We start from the raw sequence: 19,040 nt of genomic DNA on the forward strand, positions 1-19,040 counted from the left end.
ACCGTGACAATCAAGCCGCGTACAGTCGACGCCTCATGTCTCTGCGACCCACGCCGCCAAGCCAAAAGACATATAACGCACTAACTAGTTACTTCTTTACATGTCACTCCGTCAAGCCCTATGATAAAGACACGTCGTCGCATAAAGTGCTGCATGAGAACCGGATTTTGACTGGCCGGGCGGGAACGGACATCAAGCGTAGAGAAAATCACAAGGCGCGGTGGAGACATGGCAGTGAAAACAACGAAGAAAGTTCGCGATGCGGATGCAACGCAGGCACGGATACTCGCCGCCGCCAAGAAAGAGTTCGCCAAGAGTGGTCTGGGAGGAGCGCGCGTTGATGAAATCGCCGACCGCGCAAAGGCCAACAAGCGGATGATCTATCACTACTTCGGTAACAAGGAAGATTTGTTCCGAATCGTTCTGGAAGAGGCCTATACCGATATCCGAACCGCCGAGCAGGCGCTGAAACTGGAACATCTGCCGGCCCGCGACGCGCTTGAAAAACTGATCCGATTTACCTGGGAGTACTACCTGAAGAATCCGGAGTTCATCACATTGGTGAACAGCGAAAACCTCCACAAAGCGCGCCATTTGAAGAAGTCCGACAAGATCGAGAATCTGTTCAAACGCTTCGTCGGCATGGTCGGCGCGCTTCTGGATCGGGGCGTGGAGGAAGGCACCTTTCGCCCCGGAATCGACCCAGTACAACTGAACATCACGATCGCCGCGATCGGGTACTACTACCTGACCAACCGTTTCACAGGCTCGATTGTCTTTCAGCGGGACCTGATGGCCCCCGAGGCATTGGAGGAACGGTTGGCCTTTAACATCGAAACCATAATGCGCATGGTCTGCATAGATCCCTGAATGTTATCCAAGGGTCTAGTTGACCGGAACGCATTGCGGACCAAGCCACCCTACCAGCAGCCCGGGCCGAGGGCGCTGACACGTCAGCGTCCCAATCTTGGCGCATCGCCGATTTCCACCAATCCAAATGAGCACTGCCGCACCGGAGCTTGCCTTAGCGCGACTGCCGAAGCTCCTCGATGGTCTTTTCACGCATCACGAATTTCTGGACCTTTCCGGTGATCGTCATCGGCATCTCCTCGACCACGCGGAAATGGCGCGGGATCTTGTAATGCGCGATCTGGCCTTGGCAGTATGTCCGCAGCTCGTCGGCATTCAGCGCCTCTCCAGGCCGGGCCGTGACCCAGGCACAGACTTCTTCGCCGAACTTCTCGTCGGGGATGCCGAACACCTGCGCATCGCTGACCTTGGGGTGACGGATCAGGAACTCCTCGATCTCGCGCGGATAGATGTTCTCACCGCCGCGGATGATCATGTCCTTCACCCGCCCGACGATGGTACAGAACCCTTCGTCATCGAACACCGCCAGATCGCCGGTATGCATCCAGCCATCTGTGATGCTCTCGGCGCTCTTGGCCGCATCTTCCCAGTACCCTTTCATCACCGAATAGCCGCGGGTGCACAACTCGCCCTTCTCGCCCACAGCGACGATATCGCCATCCGGCCCGACCAGCTTGACCTCGAGATGCGGATGCACGCGGCCCACCGTTTCGCAACGCTTGTCGATCGGGTCGTGGACGAAACTCTGGAACGATACCGGCGACGTTTCGGTCATACCGTAACAGATCGTGACCTCGGCCATGTTCATCTTGGAATTGACCCGCCGCATCACCTCGATGGGACACGGCGCACCCGCCATGATGCCCGTCCGCATCGCGCTCAAGTCGCGCGGGCGGGATTCCAAGCCTTCTAGCATCGCAACGAACATCGTCGGCACGCCATAGGCAGCGGTGCAGCGCTCGCGCTCCAGGGTATCAAGCGTCGCCACAGGATCGAATCCCTCGCCCGGGAACACCATGGCCGCTCCTTTGCTGATCGCCCCAATCACCCCCATGACCATGCCGAAACAGTGGTAAAGCGGTACCGGAATAGCCAGCCGGTCGGTCTCGGTCAGGTTGATCCGCCCGGTCACGAAGCGGGCATTGTTGACGATGTTGTAATGCGACAGGGTTGCGCCCTTGGGGCTGCCGGTGGTGCCCGAGGTGAACTGGATGTTGATCGCGTCGTCCGGGTTTAGCGTCCGGTCCACCGCTGGCAGGCGCAATAGCTGGGCCGGTCCGCCCAACCGGCGCAACGCCTCAAAGGAATAGGTGCCGGCAACCGGTTCATCGCCCATCACCACCACGCTGCGTAAATGTGGCAACTTGGCCGAATGCAACCGCCCCGGCGCCGCGCTGTCCAGCTCGGGCGCCAGATGCCTGACCATGCCGACATAATCCGATGTCTTGAACGCGCGGGCACAGATCAGCGCCTTGCAGCCCACCTTGTTGAGCGCATACTCCAGCTCGGCCAACCGGTAGGCCGGGTTTATGTTCACCATGATCGCGCCGATCCGCGCCGTGGCGAATTGCGTCAGCACCCACTCGAACCGGTTGGGCGACCAGATGCCGACCCGGTCGCCTTTTTCCAACCCCATTGCCAGCAGACCCGAGGCCAGTTCGTCGACCGCCCGATCAAGGTCGTAATAGCTGAGCCGGATGCCCTGTTCGCAAAACACCAGCGCCTCGCGCGGGCCAAAGCGCGACACCGCCTCGCGCAGCAGTTGCGGAATGGTGATATAGGTCAGCGGCGGACTCGACGGCCCCCGGACATAGGACATCCCGCCCTGAGGGGCGAGCGTTTCAGGCGCCGTTTCGGTGGTTGTATCCCAGCCAGAAATCCGGCTGGATAAACTTTCGCTCAGGATCGACATTCTCCGCCTCCCTTGAATGGCCCGGATGAGTCAGTTCACCCCGTCTGGTCACATGGCACGCCAATCGCCGCTTTGCTCAAAAGCATGTGCCGCCTGGTAAATCTTCATCTCGCCGTAATTGCCAGCCACCAGCATCATCCCGATGGGCAGCCCCTCGCTCAGCCCGCAGGGTACGCTCATCGCGGGCAGGCCGCCATTGAACGGCGCGGTGTTTGGGACCATCTCGAACGCCCGCTGAACGTAAAGGCTGATCGAGCAGTCGGACGGCGGGATCTCTTGCGGTTTGATCGGCAGGGTCGGCATCAAAAGCAGGTCGTATTGCTTCAGCGCGGCAAGGTAACGCTCGTTCACCTTGCGCATGATATTCTGGCCCTTGCCATAGAACCGTCCGCGATACTGGCTCTGGAAATGCTCGCCGACGAACATGCAGGCCTTCAGCGAATGGCTCAGCTCATCGGCCCGGTTGCGCCATTGCGCCATGTGGTCGGTCATGGAGGGCAGGAAAAGGCCGCGATAATTGGTGCCGGTCGAGTTGCCCCACATCATCAGGTCCTGAAGCCCTTCGAGCGTGATCGCGGTCCAGGCGTCCATCGCCGTATAGTGTTCGGGGATCGACACCTCCTCGACCCGCGCGCCCAGCTCGCGGAACCGCTCGGCGGCCTGCATGACCTTCTGGTCCACGTCGGCCTCTGAATTGGGATGGGCAAAACCCTCTTTCAGCACGCCGATCCGCATCCCCTGCGCACCCCGGCCCAGGGCCTCGGTATAGCGGTAGACCTTGGGCTTGTATTGCCGGGGATCAAGCCCGTCTTCCCCGGCCAACACCTCCAGCAACAGCGCATTGTCCGCCACGTTGTTGGTTACCGGGCCAAGGTGGTCGATCGTCTGTTCGATCGGCATCGCCCCGGTATAGGGCACCAGCCCGTGGGTCGGCTTCATGCCGTAAACCCCGCAGTTGGACGCAGGAATGCGGATCGACCCGCCCTGATCCCCGGCGATCGCCATATCGACCTCGCCTGCCGCCACCAAGGCCGCCGAGCCACTGGAAGAGCCACCCGCCATATAGCCGCGCTTCCACGGGTTGTGGACCGGGCCCTTGGCGTTGGTATGCGACCCGCCAGACAGACAGAAATTCTCGCAATGCGCCTTGCCGGCGATCACCGCACCGGCATCCAGCATCCGGGTGACAATCGTGGCGTCGATCTCGGGCGTATAGCCTTCCATGATCGACGAGCCGTTCATCATCGGAACGCCTGCCAGGCAGATCGTATCCTTGATCGCGATCCGCTTGCCGCGCAGCGGCCCGTCCGGCGCGCCACGTACCTCGGTTTTCACATACCATGCATTGAGCGGGTTTTCCGACGGGTCCGGGAAATGCCCGGGAGACCGTGGATAGCGCACCTCGGGCAGGTAATCGGGCATCGCGTCGAGCCGGTCATAGGCCTGCATATAGGGTTCGATGATCTGGGTGTATTCCATCAGGTCCTGATCCGACAGGCTCATGCCGAAACGGTCTGCCATGGACCGCATCTGGGCAAGCGTAGGGCGTCTGATACTCATTGCGGTCCCCGCTGAGGTGATATGGGTTTGCGGTTTGGCCGGGTCGCGGCGCGGCCCGGTGCCAGTCGGGAATGACGGCATCTCAGCCACGGATCGCGGCGAAGATGGCGGCGCGGATCTGGTGACCGCACCCTGTGCCCGTGTCGACCGGGCCGCGCCAAAGCCAAGGAACTGATCCACCTTGTTCTGATCACTCAGGTCGGCGCGGCTCAATTCGCCTGCGATCCGGCCCCGTTCCAGCACCAGTACCCGGTCACTGAGATCGGCGATAAAGTCGAAATTCTGCTCGACCAGCAGCACCGAGAAACCCCGGTTGCGGCGCAGTTTCAGCAGGGTTTCGGCCATTTCCTCGATGATCGAGGGCTGGATGCCCTCGGTCGGCTCGTCCAGAAGCAGGAAATCCGGATCACCCATCAGGCAGCGCGCCAGCGCCAGCAATTGCTGCTCGCCCCCCGACAGCGCGCCGCCGTCGCGATCCAAAAGCGGGCGCAGGCGCGAGAAATCAGCCAGCACGCTCTCCATCACATCCTGTTCCGAGGCGCCGGAATAGTCGTGCCAGGCAAAGCGCAGGTTGTCGCGCACAGACAACTGCGGGAAAATCCCCCTGCCCTGCGGCACATACCCCAACCCCAGCCCGGCGCGTTCATAGGGCGCCATGCGGGTAATCTCGGCGGCATGGAACCGTACGCTGCCCGCTGTTGCGGGCAGAAATCCCATCAGCGTTTTCAAGAGTGTGGTCTTGCCCATTCCGTTGTGGCCCAGAATGCCGACCACCTCGCCCTCGGCGACGGCAAAGTCGATGCCGTGCAGGATCGGCACCTTGCCATAACCCCCGGACAGGCCCTTGACCTCTAGCGTCATGGTTACGTCTTCCGCCATGTCAGGCCTTCTTTCCCAGATAGACATTGCGCACCTGTGGATCGGCCATCACCCGGTCCACATGATCCTCCATCAGCACCGCGCCCTGGTGAAACACCGTCACCTGTTCCGCGATCGAGCGGATGAATTGCATGTCATGCTCGACGATGACGATTGCGGCGGTCTTGTTCAGCTCGCGGATGATGCCGGTCATCCGGTCCACATCCTCGGCGCTCATTCCCGCCGCCGGTTCGTCGAGCAGTACCAGCCACGGGTCGGCCACCGCGACCAGGCCCAATTCGACCCGCTGCCGCTCGCCATGCGCCAATTGCCCCAGCGTACTGCGCGAAATCGGACCCAGCGCCAGCCGCTCGATCATCTCGGTCGTCTTCCGGCCCGCCTCGTCAGAGGGATAGAACCGCCGGGCTGCCAGCCAGATATTCTCGAAAACATTCAGGTTATCCATCACGCTGGGCGTCTGCATCTTGATGCCCACCCCCAGCGAGGCGATCTGATGAGGCATCCAGTGGGTGGTCTCGTGCCCGCGCATGAACACCTGCCCCTCGGTCGGGGTCTGCAATCCGGTCACGCATTTGAAAAACGTGGATTTTCCGGCACCGTTGGGCCCGATCAGACACCGCAACTCGCGTGCGCGCAGCTTGAAATTCACGTTGTCAGCGGCGGTCACCCCGCCAAAGCGCATGGTCAATGCATGGGTTTCCAGAACGATCTCAGCCACCTGTCCCCTCCCTGTTGCGGGTCCGGCGGACCTGGTGGATACGTCCCAGCGGGCGGCGGCCAAAGCTGATCCGCCACAGCGAGGCCAGCGCAGGCACGATGCCGCGCGGCAGGAACAGTACGAAGAGGACCAGGATCAGCCCCATGATCAGCGTGTTGTCGATCATGCTTTGCTGCCCCAGCAGGAACTTGAGATAGGCGAGCCCAGCCGCACCCAGGATCGGCCCCAACCGGGTGCCAAGCCCCCCGACGATGCACCAGATGATGATCTCGGCCGATTGGCTTAGGGAAAAGAGGTTCGGCGTGACGATCTCGCCCCAGTTGGCGAACAGCGCGCCTGCCAGCCCGGCAATCGCCGCACCCACGGCGAACAGCACCGTCTTGCGTGCCCGCACGTCATAGCCCATCAGCGCGATCCGGGTCTCGTTCTCGCGGATACCAACCGCGACGCGCCCAAAGCTTGACCGGAGCAGGGCCGAGACAAGCACGAAGACTATCGCCAGCGCCACCGCGCAGACATAGAAATAGGCGTCACCCCAGATATAGGCGTCCGGGTCGCCTGGCACGTTCAATGTCTGAAAACCGGGAATGCCGTTGAACCCACCCATCCGCGCCTTGCCGATCACATATTGCGGTCCCGCGGTAGAGTTCATGAACTTGAAGAGGATGAGTGTCACCACCAGCGTGATCACGCCCAGATAGACATCGGTGAGGCGCCCATAGAACATCATCGCGCCAAGAAGTGCCGCAAAGATCGCAGGCACCAGCACGGCCAGGATCATCGGTACCGTGCTTTCGCCGATGTTGATTGCGGCGATCGCATAGGTATAGGCGCCGAGCCCGAAAAACGCTGCCTGGCCAAAGCACAGGATGCCGCCAAAGCCCCAGATCAGCCCCAGGCTCAGCCCCAGCATGCCGTAGATCACCAGCACGGTCAGCGTATAGGTCGCGATCATCAACGGCATGATCCAGATCAGGATGGCCGAAACGATGATGGTCAGGATCATGTCGCGCGACAGGCTGCCGGTCATCACAGCCTCCCCTTCAGGAAGCGCCCGGTGATGCCCTGCGGCAGCAGCCGCAGCAGGATGACGGCCGCCACCAGCAACGCGACCTCGCCAATCACCGGCGATATGGCAAACGTAAAGATCTGGCTGACGATGCCGAAGAACCCGGCGCTCGACAGCAGCCCGGCCACCAACGACGGCCCGCCCGCGATGACGGTTATAAAGGCCTTGGCGATATAGGCACCGCCCGATGTGGGCACCAGACCCACCAGCGGCGCCAGCACCGCGCCCGCCAGACCCGAGAGCGCCGAGCCGCAGAAGAAGGTCGCCATATAGATCCGGTCGGGGCTGTATCCCAGCGACGCGGCCATATCCGCCCGTTGCATCGCACCCCGCGCCACCAGCCCGGCGCGGGTGGTCTTGAGCACCGCAAGAATGCCAATCAAGAGCAGCACCGACACCACGATGATGAAGAAGTTGTATCCGTTGATCTGGTAGCTACCAACCGCGAAGCCGGGGATCGGCGTAGAAATCCCGGTGGTCGTATTGCCAAAGATCATCGTGGTCATGCCGATGAAAAACAGGCTCAGCCCCCAGGTCGCCAGCATGGTGTCGACCAGCCGCCCATACAGATGCCGGATCACCAGTCGCTCGACCACCAGCCCGATCAGACCCACGATCAGCGGCGCGATGATCAACATGGCAACAAAGACGTTCACGCCGAGGTTCACGGCAGTGATGGTGGCATAGCCGCCCATCATCATGAATTCGCCATGGGCCAGGTTGATCACCTTCATCATGCCGAAAACCACCGCCAGCCCCGCCCCGATCAGGATCAGCGAGGCAACGGCGTAAAGCATCTCCACCAGTATGACGAATGAAAGGTCCATCGTGTCTTTCGGTCTGTTTTGCGCGTGCAGGGGCCGCCCCCGGCCATTGCGCCGGAGGGGAGTTCGGGACGGGGTGGCATTTGCCACCCCGCCTCAGATCCGCAGAAACGTCAGATCTGGATTTCGTATTGGGTGTTGTCGTCCGGGTTGGCCTCAAGATCACACACCGCCTGGGTATCGATCGGCGGGCGCTGCGAAAGGGTTTCCACCACGTCCATCTTCTGGTCCTTGAACTTCATCAGATGCACATCAACCGTGGCATGATGCGTCTTGGGGTCGACGGTGTATTTGCCCGCCGGTCCGTCATACGACACGCCCGTTTCCAGCGCCGCAATTACCGCGTCACGCTCGACTGAACCGGCCATCTCGACACCCTTGGCCCACGTGTGAACACCGTAATAAGTCGAGATTGCCAGCTCGTGCAGCGCGCTGGGATCGCCATATGCCGCGCTCCACCGTTCCTTGAAGGCAGTGTTGGCCGGTGTGTCGAGGTCCTGGCTATAGGAATAGGCCACCATGATTCCATTGCCCTCTTCGGGGGTCAGCACCTTGTGCTCGTTGCCCACACCCAGCGTGGTCGAGGCCAGCGGGATCTTGTCCTTCATCCCCGAGGCCGCCCATTGCCGGAAGAAACTCAGATGCGCTCCGCCCACCAGCGGCGCGATCACCAGATCGGGCGCGGCGGTCTGGATCTTGGCGATGGTCGCCCCGAAATCAGCTACGTCGAGCGGGAAGAAATCGGTCGACAGCACCTCGCCCCCGGCATCGCGGACGTATTTCTCAATCCAGCGCGCGGTGATCTGGCCATAGTTATAATCGGCGGCCAGCGTATAGACCTTTTTGCCGCCCGCCTCCTTCATCGCCCAGGGCACCAGCACCTCGGCCTGCTGCGCGGGGGTGAGACCATTGCAGAAGATGTTGCGGTCGCAAACGCCGCCCTCGTACTGGACGTTGTAGAAATACAGCGTCTTGGTCTTGCGCATGGTCTGGCGGATCGCCTCGCGCGAGGCGCTGAGGATGCCGCCATGCACCACATCAACCTTGTCCTGCCGGGTCAGTTGCTGGGCGTATTGAGAATAGAGCGCCATATCCGACTGGGTGTCATAGGCCATCACGTCGATCTTGCGACCCAGCAGCCCGCCTGCGCCGTTGATCTCGTTCACCGCCAGGCGCAGCGCCATGTCCATCGGCTTGCCATAGGCGTCGAAGATGCCCGAGGTGTCGACGATCGAGCCTAGCTTGATCGTATCGGCCGCCAGCACCGCCCGGGGCAGCATCGCCGCACCCGTCATTGCTGCCGTCGCGCCCAGGAAATTCCGTCTGTTTATAGTCATCCCACTTACCTCCGTGTTGTCTGTCTTGGTGTCATGCGCGGATGTCGTTCCGCGTCCTTGCTTCATTTGTCGTTGTCGCGCTCGTCGCGCTCGATATCGCGCTGGCTGGGGCGTTCGCCGGTCTTGCCCTTGATCCGGTTGGCGTAATCCGCCGTCCGTCCGGCAAGGTTGGCGTCGAAATCCAGGCCAATCTCTTCGCCCATCTGTTTCATCGCAGGCAGGCGTACCGCCATGCCCAAAATCTGGTCCATCGCCGCGCCAAAGGCGCCGTCCACGCCGCCCTCTCCGGTGCCGCCCCCACCGATGCCGCCGATCTGGTTGATGCGGATCGAGTCGATCTTTTCCACCGGCTTCATCATCTGGGTCATGATCTCGGGCATACGGTCGAGTTTGCGTTCTTCGAGTCGCATCCGGATCACCGCGTCCGACAACGTGTTCTCGGCCGAGTTCAACGCCATGCGGCCGGCCGCCTCGGCCTCCATCCGGGTCCGTTCACCCTCGGCCGTCTTGGCCGCCGCCGTCGCCTCGGCCTGTGCGCGTGACAACAGGGTGTCGACCTCACGCTTGACGCGGGCCTCCTCCAGCTCGCTGTCCTTCTCCTGTTTCAGACGGGAAATCTCGCGCTCGCGCTCGGCTTGGGCGCGCTCCTTCTGGGCCTGCACATGCTCGGCCGCCAGCAGCACCTTGGCACGCGCCTCTTCCTCGGCGGCCTTGGCCTCGGCCTCTTCGGCACGCCTGCGGGCCAGTTGGATGCCATTGGCGATCTTGACCTCCTCCAGCGACAGGATCGCAGCCATCTCGGCCTTGCGCAGTGTCTCGTCGTTTTCTACTTGGCTGGCCTTTACCCGCCCGTCGTTTTCGATCCTTGCGGTCTCGGCAATCAGGCGGGCAACATCGCGCGCCTGCTCCTCGCGCGATTTCGCCTCGGCTTCGAGCTTGACCAGGTATTCCTGCTGCGCCACTTCGGCTTCGCGCTCTGCCCGTTTCAGTTCCAGTGCCCGCTGATGCTGTGCCAACTGGCTTTCGCGCACGGCTATATCGGCCTCGGTCTCGACCTTGATACGCGCCTTGCGCTGGTCGGCTACCAGCTCGGCCAGCCGCCGCATCCCTTGCGCGTTAAAGGCATTGTTCTCGTTCCACTGGGTCAGATCACTCTGATCGACATGGAGCAGAGAAACCGACACCAACATCAGGCCCTGCCTTGCCGCCTGTGTCTCGATCACGGTGGCCACATCGGCGGCAAAGCCCGCCCGGTCCAGGTGGATCTCGGCAAGGCTGCGTGTTGCCGCCGCGTTCTGGATCGCGTTTACCAGCGTCCCGGACATCACATCTTCGAGCCCGTCTGTCCCACGGGCAATCCGGTGGCCCAGAGCCTGCGCCGCCGTGGCGATCCCTTCTTCGGTCGGCGCGACCCGCAACTCGCAGTCAAAGCTTAGATCGGCGCGCATCTGGTCGCGCGTCAGAACCGCATCTCGGCCGGTGCGGGAAATCCGGAAATTCAGCGTCCCCATCGACACCCGCTGCACCCGGTGCAGGATCGGCAGCGCAATGCAGCCGCCGTCGATCACCACCCGTCGGCCACCAAGGCCCGTGCGCACCAGCGCACTGTCGAGCGTCGATTTGGCGTAATAGCGTTGCAGGAACCAGATGCCGACAAGCAAGACAAGTACGGCAAGCACCAGAATGGCGATCCAGAGCACGGTTTCTCTCCCCGGTTATACAGTCTTCCTGACCTCACGACGGACGCCGGAAATTGTTATATGAACGGTGAGAGATTTTATTTTCCAATTCAAGTAAAAAATTGAACAGGAAACTAATATTGCCTAAGTTACTGTTTTAGAAAGCATTAATAACTTCAAATTTCAACCCATCGGCTCTGGCCAGATAGATCTGCGCACGGTCCGGGCGGGTTGTCCCCTGCCGTTGGCGCGCGCTGCGATGAATCACCGGCGGCATGGCACCATGGCTTTTGTTCTGCCATGTCCTGGGCTGTTCCCGCAGCAGACCGGCCAGAAAATGCACGCCTTCATAAGTGGATTGCCCCAACGCGTTCAGAACCGGCGCCTGGTCACCATGCAGCCCGTAATAAACCTCCTTGAAGGCGGCATTTGCTTCGGTTGGAAGAGTCGCGAAATACGAGGATGCCACGAACATCCGCTTGCTGTTGCGCGCGCCGCTGGCCAACAAAGCATTCTCGTCGACCGCACAGGACAGGCGCACGATCCGGTCGTGCAGCCCGGCTGCGCCAAAGGCCCGGTTGAATGCGACCGCGTCCTGTCCGACCAGCGATATCAACACCGCCTCTGCACCCGACATGGCAATATCCTCAACATGCCGCGCCATGTTGCTCAGCCCAAAGGGCAGGTATTTCTCATAGGCGAGGTTGACCGCCAATTGCTTCAGCTTGGCCTTTGCATTCAGATGCGACATCCGTGGCCAGACATAGTCGTTGCCGATCAGGGCCCAGCTTTTCGGGCGGTACTGGCGTTGCATCAACTCCATCGACGGACCTAGCTGCTCGTCCGGCGTCTCGCCGATGGCAAACAGCCCGGCGGTTGTCTCTCCACCCTCGTAAAGCGGCGTGTAGATATAAGGGATGCGTTGGCGCACCACCTTGCTCAGCCGTTGGCGGATCGCACTGATATGCATCCCCACGATGGCATCTATCGACCGGCTTTCGATCAGGTCGTTCACCGTCTCTTCGATCGGCAGGCTAGATTCCTGCGCGGCGTCGATCATGATCAGCTGCACCTTGCGCCCGTTCAGCCCGTTGCCGCGGTTCAACTCCTCCACCGCCGCCTGGGCGCTAGAGATACAAGACGGCGCCCACAGCCCGGCCGCGCCGCAAAGCGGGATCAGCAAGGCGATGCGATAGCTGCTGCGCGAGACGGTCATTGGGCCGTCTCGTAACTCGGCCAGCTCGGTCGGAACGAAAAGTTCGGCAGCAAACCTGTTCATGTCGATCACGCCCCTCCACGCGGACAGGGAATTCGCACATTGCATTTGAATTTATTTTCCAAGTCAATTAAATTCTGGCAAAAGACCGAGCGAGTGCCCCATGGATCAGCCCGACAGACCAATGACCAACCAGGTATCCTATGCGCTGGCTGCCGCGCATCGCAGGATCAATGCCTCTCTCAACGCGCGACTGCGCGGGCACGGCATCCAGATCGAGGCCTGGCGCCTGCTCGAAGCGCTGGAATCGGGCCAGCGCTTTACCATGGGCGAACTGGCCGAAATCGTGCTGATGAACCCGCCCGCGTTGACCAAACTGGTTGATCGCATGGTCTCGGACGGTCTAGTCCATCGTCAGGTCGCCCAGACCGACCATCGCAAGATCAACGTGCTGACGACTGCCCTTGGGCGCAAGCGCATGATGCAGATCCGGTGCGAGATCGAAGATCAGGATGCCAGCATTCAGCGGCAGCTCGGCGAGAGCGACTCGCAGAAATTGATCAGCCTGCTGCAAGGCATCATGTGAGTCGCAGGGCGACAGAACCCGCGTGATTTGGAGCGCCTGAACACCCATAGTCGATCCAGTCTGGTCTGGATCTTCATGTACCTAGTACCTGAAAGCCGACTGCGCCCCGCCCTGGCAACTGCCGATTAGGGGAGACGCACAGGGTACGCTCTGAGCCGTGAAGCCGCAAGTCAGCGGCATATTCTCTTGTGTCTCATACGCTGCCATCCACAGGATGTGGAAAAACCACTTGCAAGAATCGTGTGTTCTGGCCCATTAATTACGGAAACAAGTGAATAACACGGCGCCAAGCGTAACAATCGCGCCGGTCGAGGGCAGAATGAACGATTTGACGACGGGATCCAACCTGACGGACAGCCGCTCTAACTCCGGTGAACGGCAACGGGAGCGGATCGACCTGCTGGTGGGCGATCATGCACAGCGCCTATCTGAACGGTTGCAGGCGCATCGCGCGCAACTGTTCCCCCCCGATGCCAGACGCACCCTGCGCAAGTTCACTTCAGGCGAAGCGGCCGAACTGCTGGGGGTCAAGGATGCCTATCTGCGCAAGCTGCATCTTGATGGGCGCGGCCCCTCGCCCGAGACCCGTGCGGGCGGTCGGCGCTACTATTCTCCCGAGGATATTCAGGCGCTGCGCGAATTGTTGGAATCAGGCACTAAATCGCCGGGAACCTACCTGCCAGGGCGGCGGCAGGGTGACCATCTGCAAGTGATCACGGTGATCAATTTCAAAGGCGGATCGGGCAAGACCACGACCGCCGCGCATCTGGCACAGAAAATGGCGCTGGACGGGTACCGGGTTCTGGCCATTGATCTCGACCCGCAGGCAAGCCTGTCGGCGCTGCACGGGTTTCAGCCCGAATTCGATCTGCTGGACGGTGGCACGCTGTACGATGCGATCCGGTACGAGGATCCGGTGCCGCTGGGCCGCGTGATTCAAAAGACCTATTTCACCAATCTCGACATCGTTCCGGGCAACCTAGACCTGATGGAATTCGAGCATGAAACCCCCCGTGCGCTGCTGCAACAGGATGGCAACCTGTTTTTCACCAGGATCGGCGACGCCCTTTCAACCGTGGAACAGGATTACGATGTCGTGGTTGTCGACTGTCCGCCTCAGCTGGGATTTCTGACCATGTCGGCCCTGTCGGCAGCCACTGCCGTGCTGGTGACCGTACATCCGCAGATGCTGGACGTGATGTCGATGTGCCAGTTCCTGTTGATGACCTCGAACCTTCTGGGTGTGGTCAGCGAGGCTGGAGGCAACATGTCCTATGACTGGCTGCGCTATGTTGTAACGCGCTACGAGCCCGGCGACGGGCCGCAGAACCAGATGGTCAGCTTCATGCGCTCGATGTTCGGCGATCATGTGCTGAATCATCCGGTGCTGAAATCAACAGCCATCTCTGACGCTGGCATCACGAAACAGACCCTATACGAGGTGGAAAAGGGCCAATTCACCCGCGCGACATATGAGCGCGCGATTGAAAGCCTGAACGCGGTGAATGCCGAGATCGAGGCACTGGTACAGCAAGCATGGGGTAGACAGCATGGCGCGTAAGAACCTGTTGCAAGGGCTGATGGATGCCCCCCCTGCCCCGGCCAGCGAGCCCGCCGAAACGCGCGTGGATGTGACCCGGCCCCGCTACAGCTCGGGCGCGATCGGCGCGGTCAGCCAATCGATATCCGACCTGAAATCACGTGCGGTGCAGGAAATCGACCCTCGAATGATCGACACGGGCGGTCTGCGTGACCGGTTGGACGAGGACAGCGGGCTGGAGGAACTCATCGCCTCGATCCGCGAATACGGCCAACAGGTGCCAGTACTGCTGCGCCCCAATCCGAACGACCCCGAGCGCTATCAGGTCGTATATGGACGCCGCCGCGTTGCCGCCTTGCGGCAGATGCAGCAGCCGGTCAAGGCGCTGATCCGGATACTGGACGACCGCGAACTGATCGTGGCCCAGGGACAGGAAAACAGCGCGCGCCGCGATCTGAGTTTTATCGAACGGGTGAATTTCGCCCGTCAAATGCGCGACATGGGATATGAACGCAAGGTGATCTGTGACGCGCTACATGTCGACAAGACATTGATTTCACGTATGATTTCCGTGGCTGACCGAATTCCAGAGGGGCTGATCGTGGCGATTGGCGCGGCGCCGGGAATCGGGCGCGACCGGTGGATGAAACTGGCAGACATACTGCGGCCAGATCACCAGGAACAGGCGATTTCCGCCGCCATCGGCGACAATTCCGATGCCCGTTTCGAGGCGGTGATGACCGCGCTGACACCCGTGCGCACCCCCTCTACCCCGCCGCAGGTCAGCCCGATCACCGGTGCGGGCGGCACGCCACTGGGACAGGTCAAACGCAGCCGTGGCAAGGCAGTGCTGACGCTGGAGACACGGCACTCGGCCGGGTTCGAAGACTGGCTGATCGAACATCTGGAGGAGCTTCACACCCGCTGGAAAGACAACGCGGGTTGAGGGCGGCGCCGGCCTCGCCGGCGTTAAAGTGAACGGAGCAGCAACGAGGACAGGAGGCACGACCCAAGGCAAGGCATAAAAAAGACCCCCCAGAACATCGTCCCGAGAGGCCTTTATCAGGTTTGTAGCAATTCCGATTCTGGTCCAACTGTTGACGGCTGTCAACTGGCGTCGAGTCCGGCGGGGTAAAAAGTTTTGTCTCGTGACAAGAAATGGAACAACTTACAACGACGCCTTTCGGGCAGCGGCCGGTAACGGCTGGCCTGATCGCTCGGGCCGCCGCACATCAGCGCGCGCCGAAACTTTCCCATATCGATAAATGGAGCCTGTTTCGCGATCTTTGCACCGCGCGAACCGCGTTCGGTGTGACCGACCGCGATCTGACGGTCTTGAACGCACTGCTCAGCTTTTATCCAGAAACCAACCTGTCGGATAACGCCGGGCTAATCGTGTTTCCTTCGAACGCGGCCCTGTCCGACCGCGCCCATGGCATGGCCGAAAGCACGCTCCGCCGACATCTGGCGGCGCTTGTCCATGCTGGTCTGATCGCCCGGCATGACAGCCCTAACGGCAAGCGCTATGCCCGGCGCGGGGCCAATGGTGAAATCGCACGCGCTTTTGGGTTCGACCTGCGCCCCTTACTGGTGCGCTCAACCGAAATCGTGCGCACCGCAGAAGCCGTCCGCGCCGCCGAGGCCGAGCTGACCCTGGCGCGCGAGGCGGTCTCGCTGCTTAAACGGGACGCGCTGAAACTGGCGCTCTACGGTCAGGACACCGAAATGCCCGGCGATTGGGAGGCGATCCAGCGCGTCTTGATGGAAGTGCACAAGCAGACGCGTCGTAAACTATCGCTGCCCGAACTGGCTGAACTCAAAGTTCGTCTTGTGGGTATCTTGCGGGATATCCGACTGATGATGGCCACTGAAGCCGACACCAATACAGAGAAAATGAGCGGCAGTGACGCTGAATCTGAGCGGCTCTATCTTAATTCAGATAAAGATTCTTCTGAATCTGAACAGAGCGTTGGAAGGGTGAACGACAACAATCATCCAACCCTTGCTCACTCCCCTACCCCATCGAAACACTCCGAGCCAACCATACCTCTGTCATTGGTACTCAAGGCCTGCCCCGACATTCTGCCGTATTGTGATGGTTCACCACGAAGCTGGCGGGATCTTGTCACAGCAGCAGCTTATGTTCGAGGTATGATGGGCATCAGCCCATCCGCTTGGGACGAGGCGCAACGCTTCATGGGTTCGGAAATCGCGGCGATCACTGTGGTCTGCATCCTGCAACGGTTTGCGACCATTCACAGCCCTGGCGGTTATCTGCGCAGTTTGTCGGGCAAAGCGGCTGCTGAAGGGTTCTCTCCGGGACCGATGGTCATGGCCTTGTTGAACACAGACGGTCAGCGAGCGGCCTGACCTTGCACGAGAATGCCGCCATCCACCGTGAATGCGGCCGTGTTCATCCAGGAAAGCAGTGTTCGAGGTCAGAGCCATGCCAACGGTGCGCCCCGCGTGTTGACAGCTGTCAACTCTGCCTGCGTTCAATGATTGGCTGGTAAGGAGCATTATGGCAAAGAACCGACTTTGGAGTTGTTGTTTGGATTACGCTTGGGACTTTTTGACTGTCTGTCGCGGTAGAAACCAAATCGTGATACTGGGCCAGCATTTGGCAGTGAATGCACTATGCGCGAAGGATTTTGGCGCAGGGATTGGCGGCAAAAGTTGACAGCTGACAACTCTGGCAACGTCCCAATATCCGCATGGAGCGAGACGCTATGGTGGGTTGGTTACAGGCCTGCTGCTTTGGTGAGGTTCACGCGGAATCTGTCACGTCGGCGCTGGTATCGGCGGGTCATCTCGGCCGAGGTGTGCCCGAGATGTTTCTGGACATAGCGCTCGTCGACTTCGGCCGAACTGGCGAGGCCTGCGCGCAGCGAGTGGCCGGAGAAGAGGGCTAGCCGGTCTTTCTCGGGCAGGTCGGCTCGGATGCCGGCGTCCAGGACCGTGCGCTTGATCAGGCGCGCGACATGCTTGTCGTTCAGCCGCGTTTCCGTGGCGCGTTTGCCATCGCGCGAGGTGCCGACGAAGACCGGACCGAAGTCGATCTTCGCAAAGTGCAGCCATTGCTCGAGTGTATGCACAGGGCAGGTCTGATCCTTGGAGCCGCGGCCGATCTCGACTTCGCGCCAACCTGTCTTGGCATTGAGGGTCAGGAGGGCGCCTTTCTCGAATATCTCAATCCAGCCGCCGGAATCCGGCGTATCGTCCTTGTGCACGTCCAGGCTGACGATTTCCGAGCGGCGCAGACCTCCGGCGTAGCCCAAGAGCAGGATCGCCCGATCTCGCAGCCCACGCAGGTCGAAAGGAAGGGTGGCCACCATCGCGAGGATATCGTCGGCCTGGATGGCCTCTTTCTGTACAGGCGGACGCGCGTGCTTGCGCCTGATGCCCGCCAGCACCGTCGCGATGTGACGGTTCTTGCGATCCAGGGTGAACCCGCGCTGCGCGCAGGCCCAGGCAAGACCGGACAGGCGGCGGTCGATGGTCGAGACGGATAGGGCAGGGGAGGGGCCCGACCCCGAGGCCAGATCGGCCAGATACAGCCCGATCATTTCCGGCGAGGGGGGCAGGGGCTCGGCCCCTTTCATCCGGCACCAGCGGGTAAAATGCGCCCAGTCTTTGGTATAGGCCTTCAAAGTGTTGTCCGACGCGGCGGCCCGCGCGTAGTCACGGGCGGTGTCGACCAACCGATCGAGGGTGCCGGACCCGGCCACAAAGGAGGGCAGGTTCAAGACCTCACCGTCAGGGCGATCTCTCTCGTTGTCCTCGTTGACTGAAGACCCGATTGGTGGCTCCGAACTCGATTTCTCGGTGTTTTCTGACATGTTGCCGAGCATATTCAGGTGTGTCCGATAAGGCAAACTTATTGGACATGACGGAGATCGGCAAGGCGAGGCGGTTTGATCGCTATCTTCTGGCGGAAAGCGCCGCTCCGATATAGAATCCAAGCATGACATATACCCGGCAGGATCACACCAGCGACCTCGATGCATTACCCAATATGCCCGCCTGGGTCACCTCTGACCGTGGAAAACCCCTTGAAGATGTTGCGTTTTTGTCGGGAGCGGCACTGAACCACCTGCATCTTGTGTTGGGACACAAGGAGGTGCCCCAAGCCTTGTTGCGGGACCGGTTGGCGCTGCGCGCGGCCGAGGCCTGTGCCGCATTTTCCGGGCGTCCGGAGCGGGCAGGGGAGCTGCGCGACGCGGTGCACCTGCTGCGCCCCGGCGATCTGCCCGGCCCTGCGGGCGAGACTTGCCTCGCCTGGCGCCGCGCGGTGGAGCGGCCGGTGTCGATCAAGGCTCTAGGCCGAGCATTGCCGACCCTCGAGCCGGGCCAGATTGCCGCGTGGCTTGATGCCGGGAAAGGGGCGCCGGTGACCCGGGCCGCGATGGCGCTGGAAGCCGTTCGGCGCGAGGCGCCACGTGCTGACGAAGCTGCGCTGATCCTCGCGGACGCGACGCTCTCACAGGCGCTGGGTTGGGATCATCTCGTGCCGCTGCTGGCCCCGGGGCTGAACCGCGCCGCCTTGCGCAAGCAGGGAGACGACTTGCGGCTCGCCTGTCATCGGGCGCTCATCTCATCGGCGGTCGAGGCCGTGCGTCTTGCTTCAGACCTCGCGCATCGGGCGGTACATCTGAAAGCGGTCACCCCGAAGCTTCGGGCCAGGGGAGCGGCCGACGCGGTCGAAATGTTCCTGACCCGCGATGCCGTGGCAGCTTCGGCCTTGCCTTTGCCGGATCGCGCCGCGCGACGGCTCTGCGACCGGCTGGTCGACCTCGGCGCGGTGCGCGAACTGACCGGGCGCGACACCTTCCGTCTCTACGGGGTGTAGC

General features: G+C 61.3%; 15 protein-coding genes. 6 read left to right on the forward strand and 9 right to left on the reverse strand.

Features of this window, described 5'->3' with window-relative positions:
• Nucleotides 1-228 precede the first annotated feature (228 nt).
• A complete protein-coding gene (locus G0P99_RS06320; protein WP_164128548.1) occupies nucleotides 229-870 on the forward strand; it encodes a TetR/AcrR family transcriptional regulator in 642 nt (213 codons plus the stop codon).
• Between the two features lie 154 nt (nucleotides 871-1,024).
• Here the strand turns inward: G0P99_RS06320 and G0P99_RS06325 are convergent, their stop codons facing one another.
• From G0P99_RS06325 to G0P99_RS06360, 8 genes are all read right to left on the reverse strand, one after another.
• Nucleotides 1,025-2,782, reverse strand: a complete 1,758-nt coding sequence (locus G0P99_RS06325; protein WP_164128549.1) for an AMP-binding protein — start codon at nucleotides 2,780-2,782, stop codon at nucleotides 1,025-1,027.
• 48 nt (nucleotides 2,783-2,830) lie between these two features.
• The gene (locus tag G0P99_RS06330) at nucleotides 2,831-5,221 is read right to left on the reverse strand and encodes an amidase (protein ID WP_164128550.1); all 2,391 of its coding nucleotides are present in this window, start codon (nucleotides 5,219-5,221) and stop codon (nucleotides 2,831-2,833) included.
• Between the two features lies 1 nt (nucleotide 5,222).
• Nucleotides 5,223-5,939, reverse strand: a complete 717-nt coding sequence (locus G0P99_RS06335; RefSeq protein WP_164128551.1) for an ATP-binding cassette domain-containing protein — start codon at nucleotides 5,937-5,939, stop codon at nucleotides 5,223-5,225.
• Nucleotides 5,932-6,969 (reverse strand): branched-chain amino acid ABC transporter permease, encoded by a 1,038-nt coding sequence (locus G0P99_RS06340; protein ID WP_164128552.1) that lies wholly within the window; start codon nucleotides 6,967-6,969, stop codon nucleotides 5,932-5,934. Before G0P99_RS06340 ends, G0P99_RS06335 begins: the two co-directional genes overlap by 8 nt.
• Nucleotides 6,969-7,835: a branched-chain amino acid ABC transporter permease gene (locus G0P99_RS06345; RefSeq protein ID WP_164128553.1), complete on the reverse strand. Its 867-nt coding sequence runs from the start codon at nucleotides 7,833-7,835 to the stop codon at nucleotides 6,969-6,971. The genes G0P99_RS06340 and G0P99_RS06345 overlap by 1 nt, the downstream gene beginning before the upstream one ends.
• A 110-nt stretch (nucleotides 7,836-7,945) precedes the next feature.
• Entirely contained in the window at nucleotides 7,946-9,169 is a 1,224-nt protein-coding gene (locus tag G0P99_RS06350; RefSeq protein WP_164128554.1) for an ABC transporter substrate-binding protein, read from the reverse strand.
• Nucleotides 9,170-9,231: 62 nt separating this feature from the next.
• The gene (locus G0P99_RS06355; protein WP_164128555.1) at nucleotides 9,232-10,869 is read right to left on the reverse strand and encodes a flotillin domain-containing protein; all 1,638 of its coding nucleotides are present in this window, start codon (nucleotides 10,867-10,869) and stop codon (nucleotides 9,232-9,234) included.
• A 136-nt stretch (nucleotides 10,870-11,005) separates the two neighbouring features.
• Nucleotides 11,006-12,127, reverse strand: a complete 1,122-nt coding sequence (locus G0P99_RS06360; RefSeq protein ID WP_239059704.1) for a substrate-binding domain-containing protein — start codon at nucleotides 12,125-12,127, stop codon at nucleotides 11,006-11,008.
• 121 nt (nucleotides 12,128-12,248) lie between these two features.
• Between G0P99_RS06360 and G0P99_RS06365 the strand changes: the two genes are divergently transcribed.
• The 4 genes from G0P99_RS06365 to repC all read left to right on the forward strand — a co-directional run bounded on the left by G0P99_RS06365 (nucleotide 12,249) and on the right by repC (nucleotide 16,560).
• Entirely contained in the window at nucleotides 12,249-12,650 is a 402-nt protein-coding gene (locus tag G0P99_RS06365; protein ID WP_239059705.1) for a MarR family winged helix-turn-helix transcriptional regulator, read from the forward strand.
• Nucleotides 12,651-12,969: 319 nt separating this feature from the next.
• The gene (gene repA, locus G0P99_RS06370) at nucleotides 12,970-14,211 is read left to right on the forward strand and encodes a plasmid partitioning protein RepA (protein ID WP_164128557.1); all 1,242 of its coding nucleotides are present in this window, start codon (nucleotides 12,970-12,972) and stop codon (nucleotides 14,209-14,211) included.
• Nucleotides 14,201-15,136: a plasmid partitioning protein RepB gene (repB, locus tag G0P99_RS06375; RefSeq protein ID WP_164128558.1), complete on the forward strand. Its 936-nt coding sequence runs from the start codon at nucleotides 14,201-14,203 to the stop codon at nucleotides 15,134-15,136. The genes repA and repB overlap by 11 nt, the downstream gene beginning before the upstream one ends.
• Before the next feature lie 212 nt (nucleotides 15,137-15,348).
• A complete protein-coding gene (repC, locus tag G0P99_RS06380) occupies nucleotides 15,349-16,560 on the forward strand; it encodes a plasmid replication protein RepC (RefSeq protein WP_164128559.1) in 1,212 nt (403 codons plus the stop codon).
• Nucleotides 16,561-16,931: 371 nt separating this feature from the next.
• On the opposite strand, the gene G0P99_RS06385 is transcribed toward repC, so the two are convergent.
• Nucleotides 16,932-18,029, reverse strand: coding sequence for a tyrosine-type recombinase/integrase (locus G0P99_RS06385; RefSeq protein ID WP_164128560.1), 1,098 nt, complete (start codon nucleotides 18,027-18,029; stop codon nucleotides 16,932-16,934).
• 125 nt (nucleotides 18,030-18,154) lie between these two features.
• Here G0P99_RS06385 and G0P99_RS06390 point away from each other — a divergent pair, with 125 nt between their 5' ends.
• Nucleotides 18,155-19,039 carry a DUF1403 family protein gene (locus tag G0P99_RS06390; RefSeq protein WP_164128561.1) on the forward strand — a complete coding sequence of 295 codons (885 nt, stop codon included), beginning with the start codon at nucleotides 18,155-18,157 and terminating at the stop codon, nucleotides 19,037-19,039.
• Nucleotide 19,040: the final 1 nt, after the last annotated feature.

Source organism: Ruegeria sp. PrR005, assembly GCF_010500245.1.
Taxonomy (GTDB): domain Bacteria; phylum Pseudomonadota; class Alphaproteobacteria; order Rhodobacterales; family Rhodobacteraceae; genus Ruegeria_B; species Ruegeria_B marisflavi.

Excerpts from the sequence above, each read along its gene's own strand:
- G0P99_RS06320 (WP_164128548.1), top strand. The coding sequence starts at position 229 with ATGGCAGTGAAAACAACGAAGAAAGTTCGCGATGCGGATGCAACGCAG.
- G0P99_RS06325 (WP_164128549.1), bottom strand. The coding sequence starts at position 2,782 with ATGTCGATCCTGAGCGAAAGTTTATCCAGCCGGATTTCTGGCTGGGAT.
- G0P99_RS06330 (WP_164128550.1), bottom strand. The coding sequence starts at position 5,221 with ATGGCGGAAGACGTAACCATGACGCTAGAGGTCAAGGGCCTGTCCGGG.
- G0P99_RS06340 (WP_164128552.1), bottom strand. The coding sequence starts at position 6,969 with ATGACCGGCAGCCTGTCGCGCGACATGATCCTGACCATCATCGTTTCG.
- G0P99_RS06345 (WP_164128553.1), bottom strand. The coding sequence starts at position 7,835 with ATGGACCTTTCATTCGTCATACTGGTGGAGATGCTTTACGCCGTTGCC.
- G0P99_RS06350 (WP_164128554.1), bottom strand. The coding sequence starts at position 9,169 with ATGACTATAAACAGACGGAATTTCCTGGGCGCGACGGCAGCAATGACG.
- G0P99_RS06360 (WP_239059704.1), bottom strand. The coding sequence starts at position 12,127 with ATGAACAGGTTTGCTGCCGAACTTTTCGTTCCGACCGAGCTGGCCGAG.
- G0P99_RS06365 (WP_239059705.1), top strand. The coding sequence starts at position 12,249 with ATGACCAACCAGGTATCCTATGCGCTGGCTGCCGCGCATCGCAGGATC.
- repA (WP_164128557.1), top strand. The coding sequence starts at position 12,970 with ATGAACGATTTGACGACGGGATCCAACCTGACGGACAGCCGCTCTAAC.
- repB (WP_164128558.1), top strand. The coding sequence starts at position 14,201 with ATGGCGCGTAAGAACCTGTTGCAAGGGCTGATGGATGCCCCCCCTGCC.
- repC (WP_164128559.1), top strand. The coding sequence starts at position 15,349 with ATGGAACAACTTACAACGACGCCTTTCGGGCAGCGGCCGGTAACGGCT.
- G0P99_RS06385 (WP_164128560.1), bottom strand. The coding sequence starts at position 18,029 with ATGTCAGAAAACACCGAGAAATCGAGTTCGGAGCCACCAATCGGGTCT.
- G0P99_RS06390 (WP_164128561.1), top strand. The coding sequence starts at position 18,155 with ATGACATATACCCGGCAGGATCACACCAGCGACCTCGATGCATTACCC.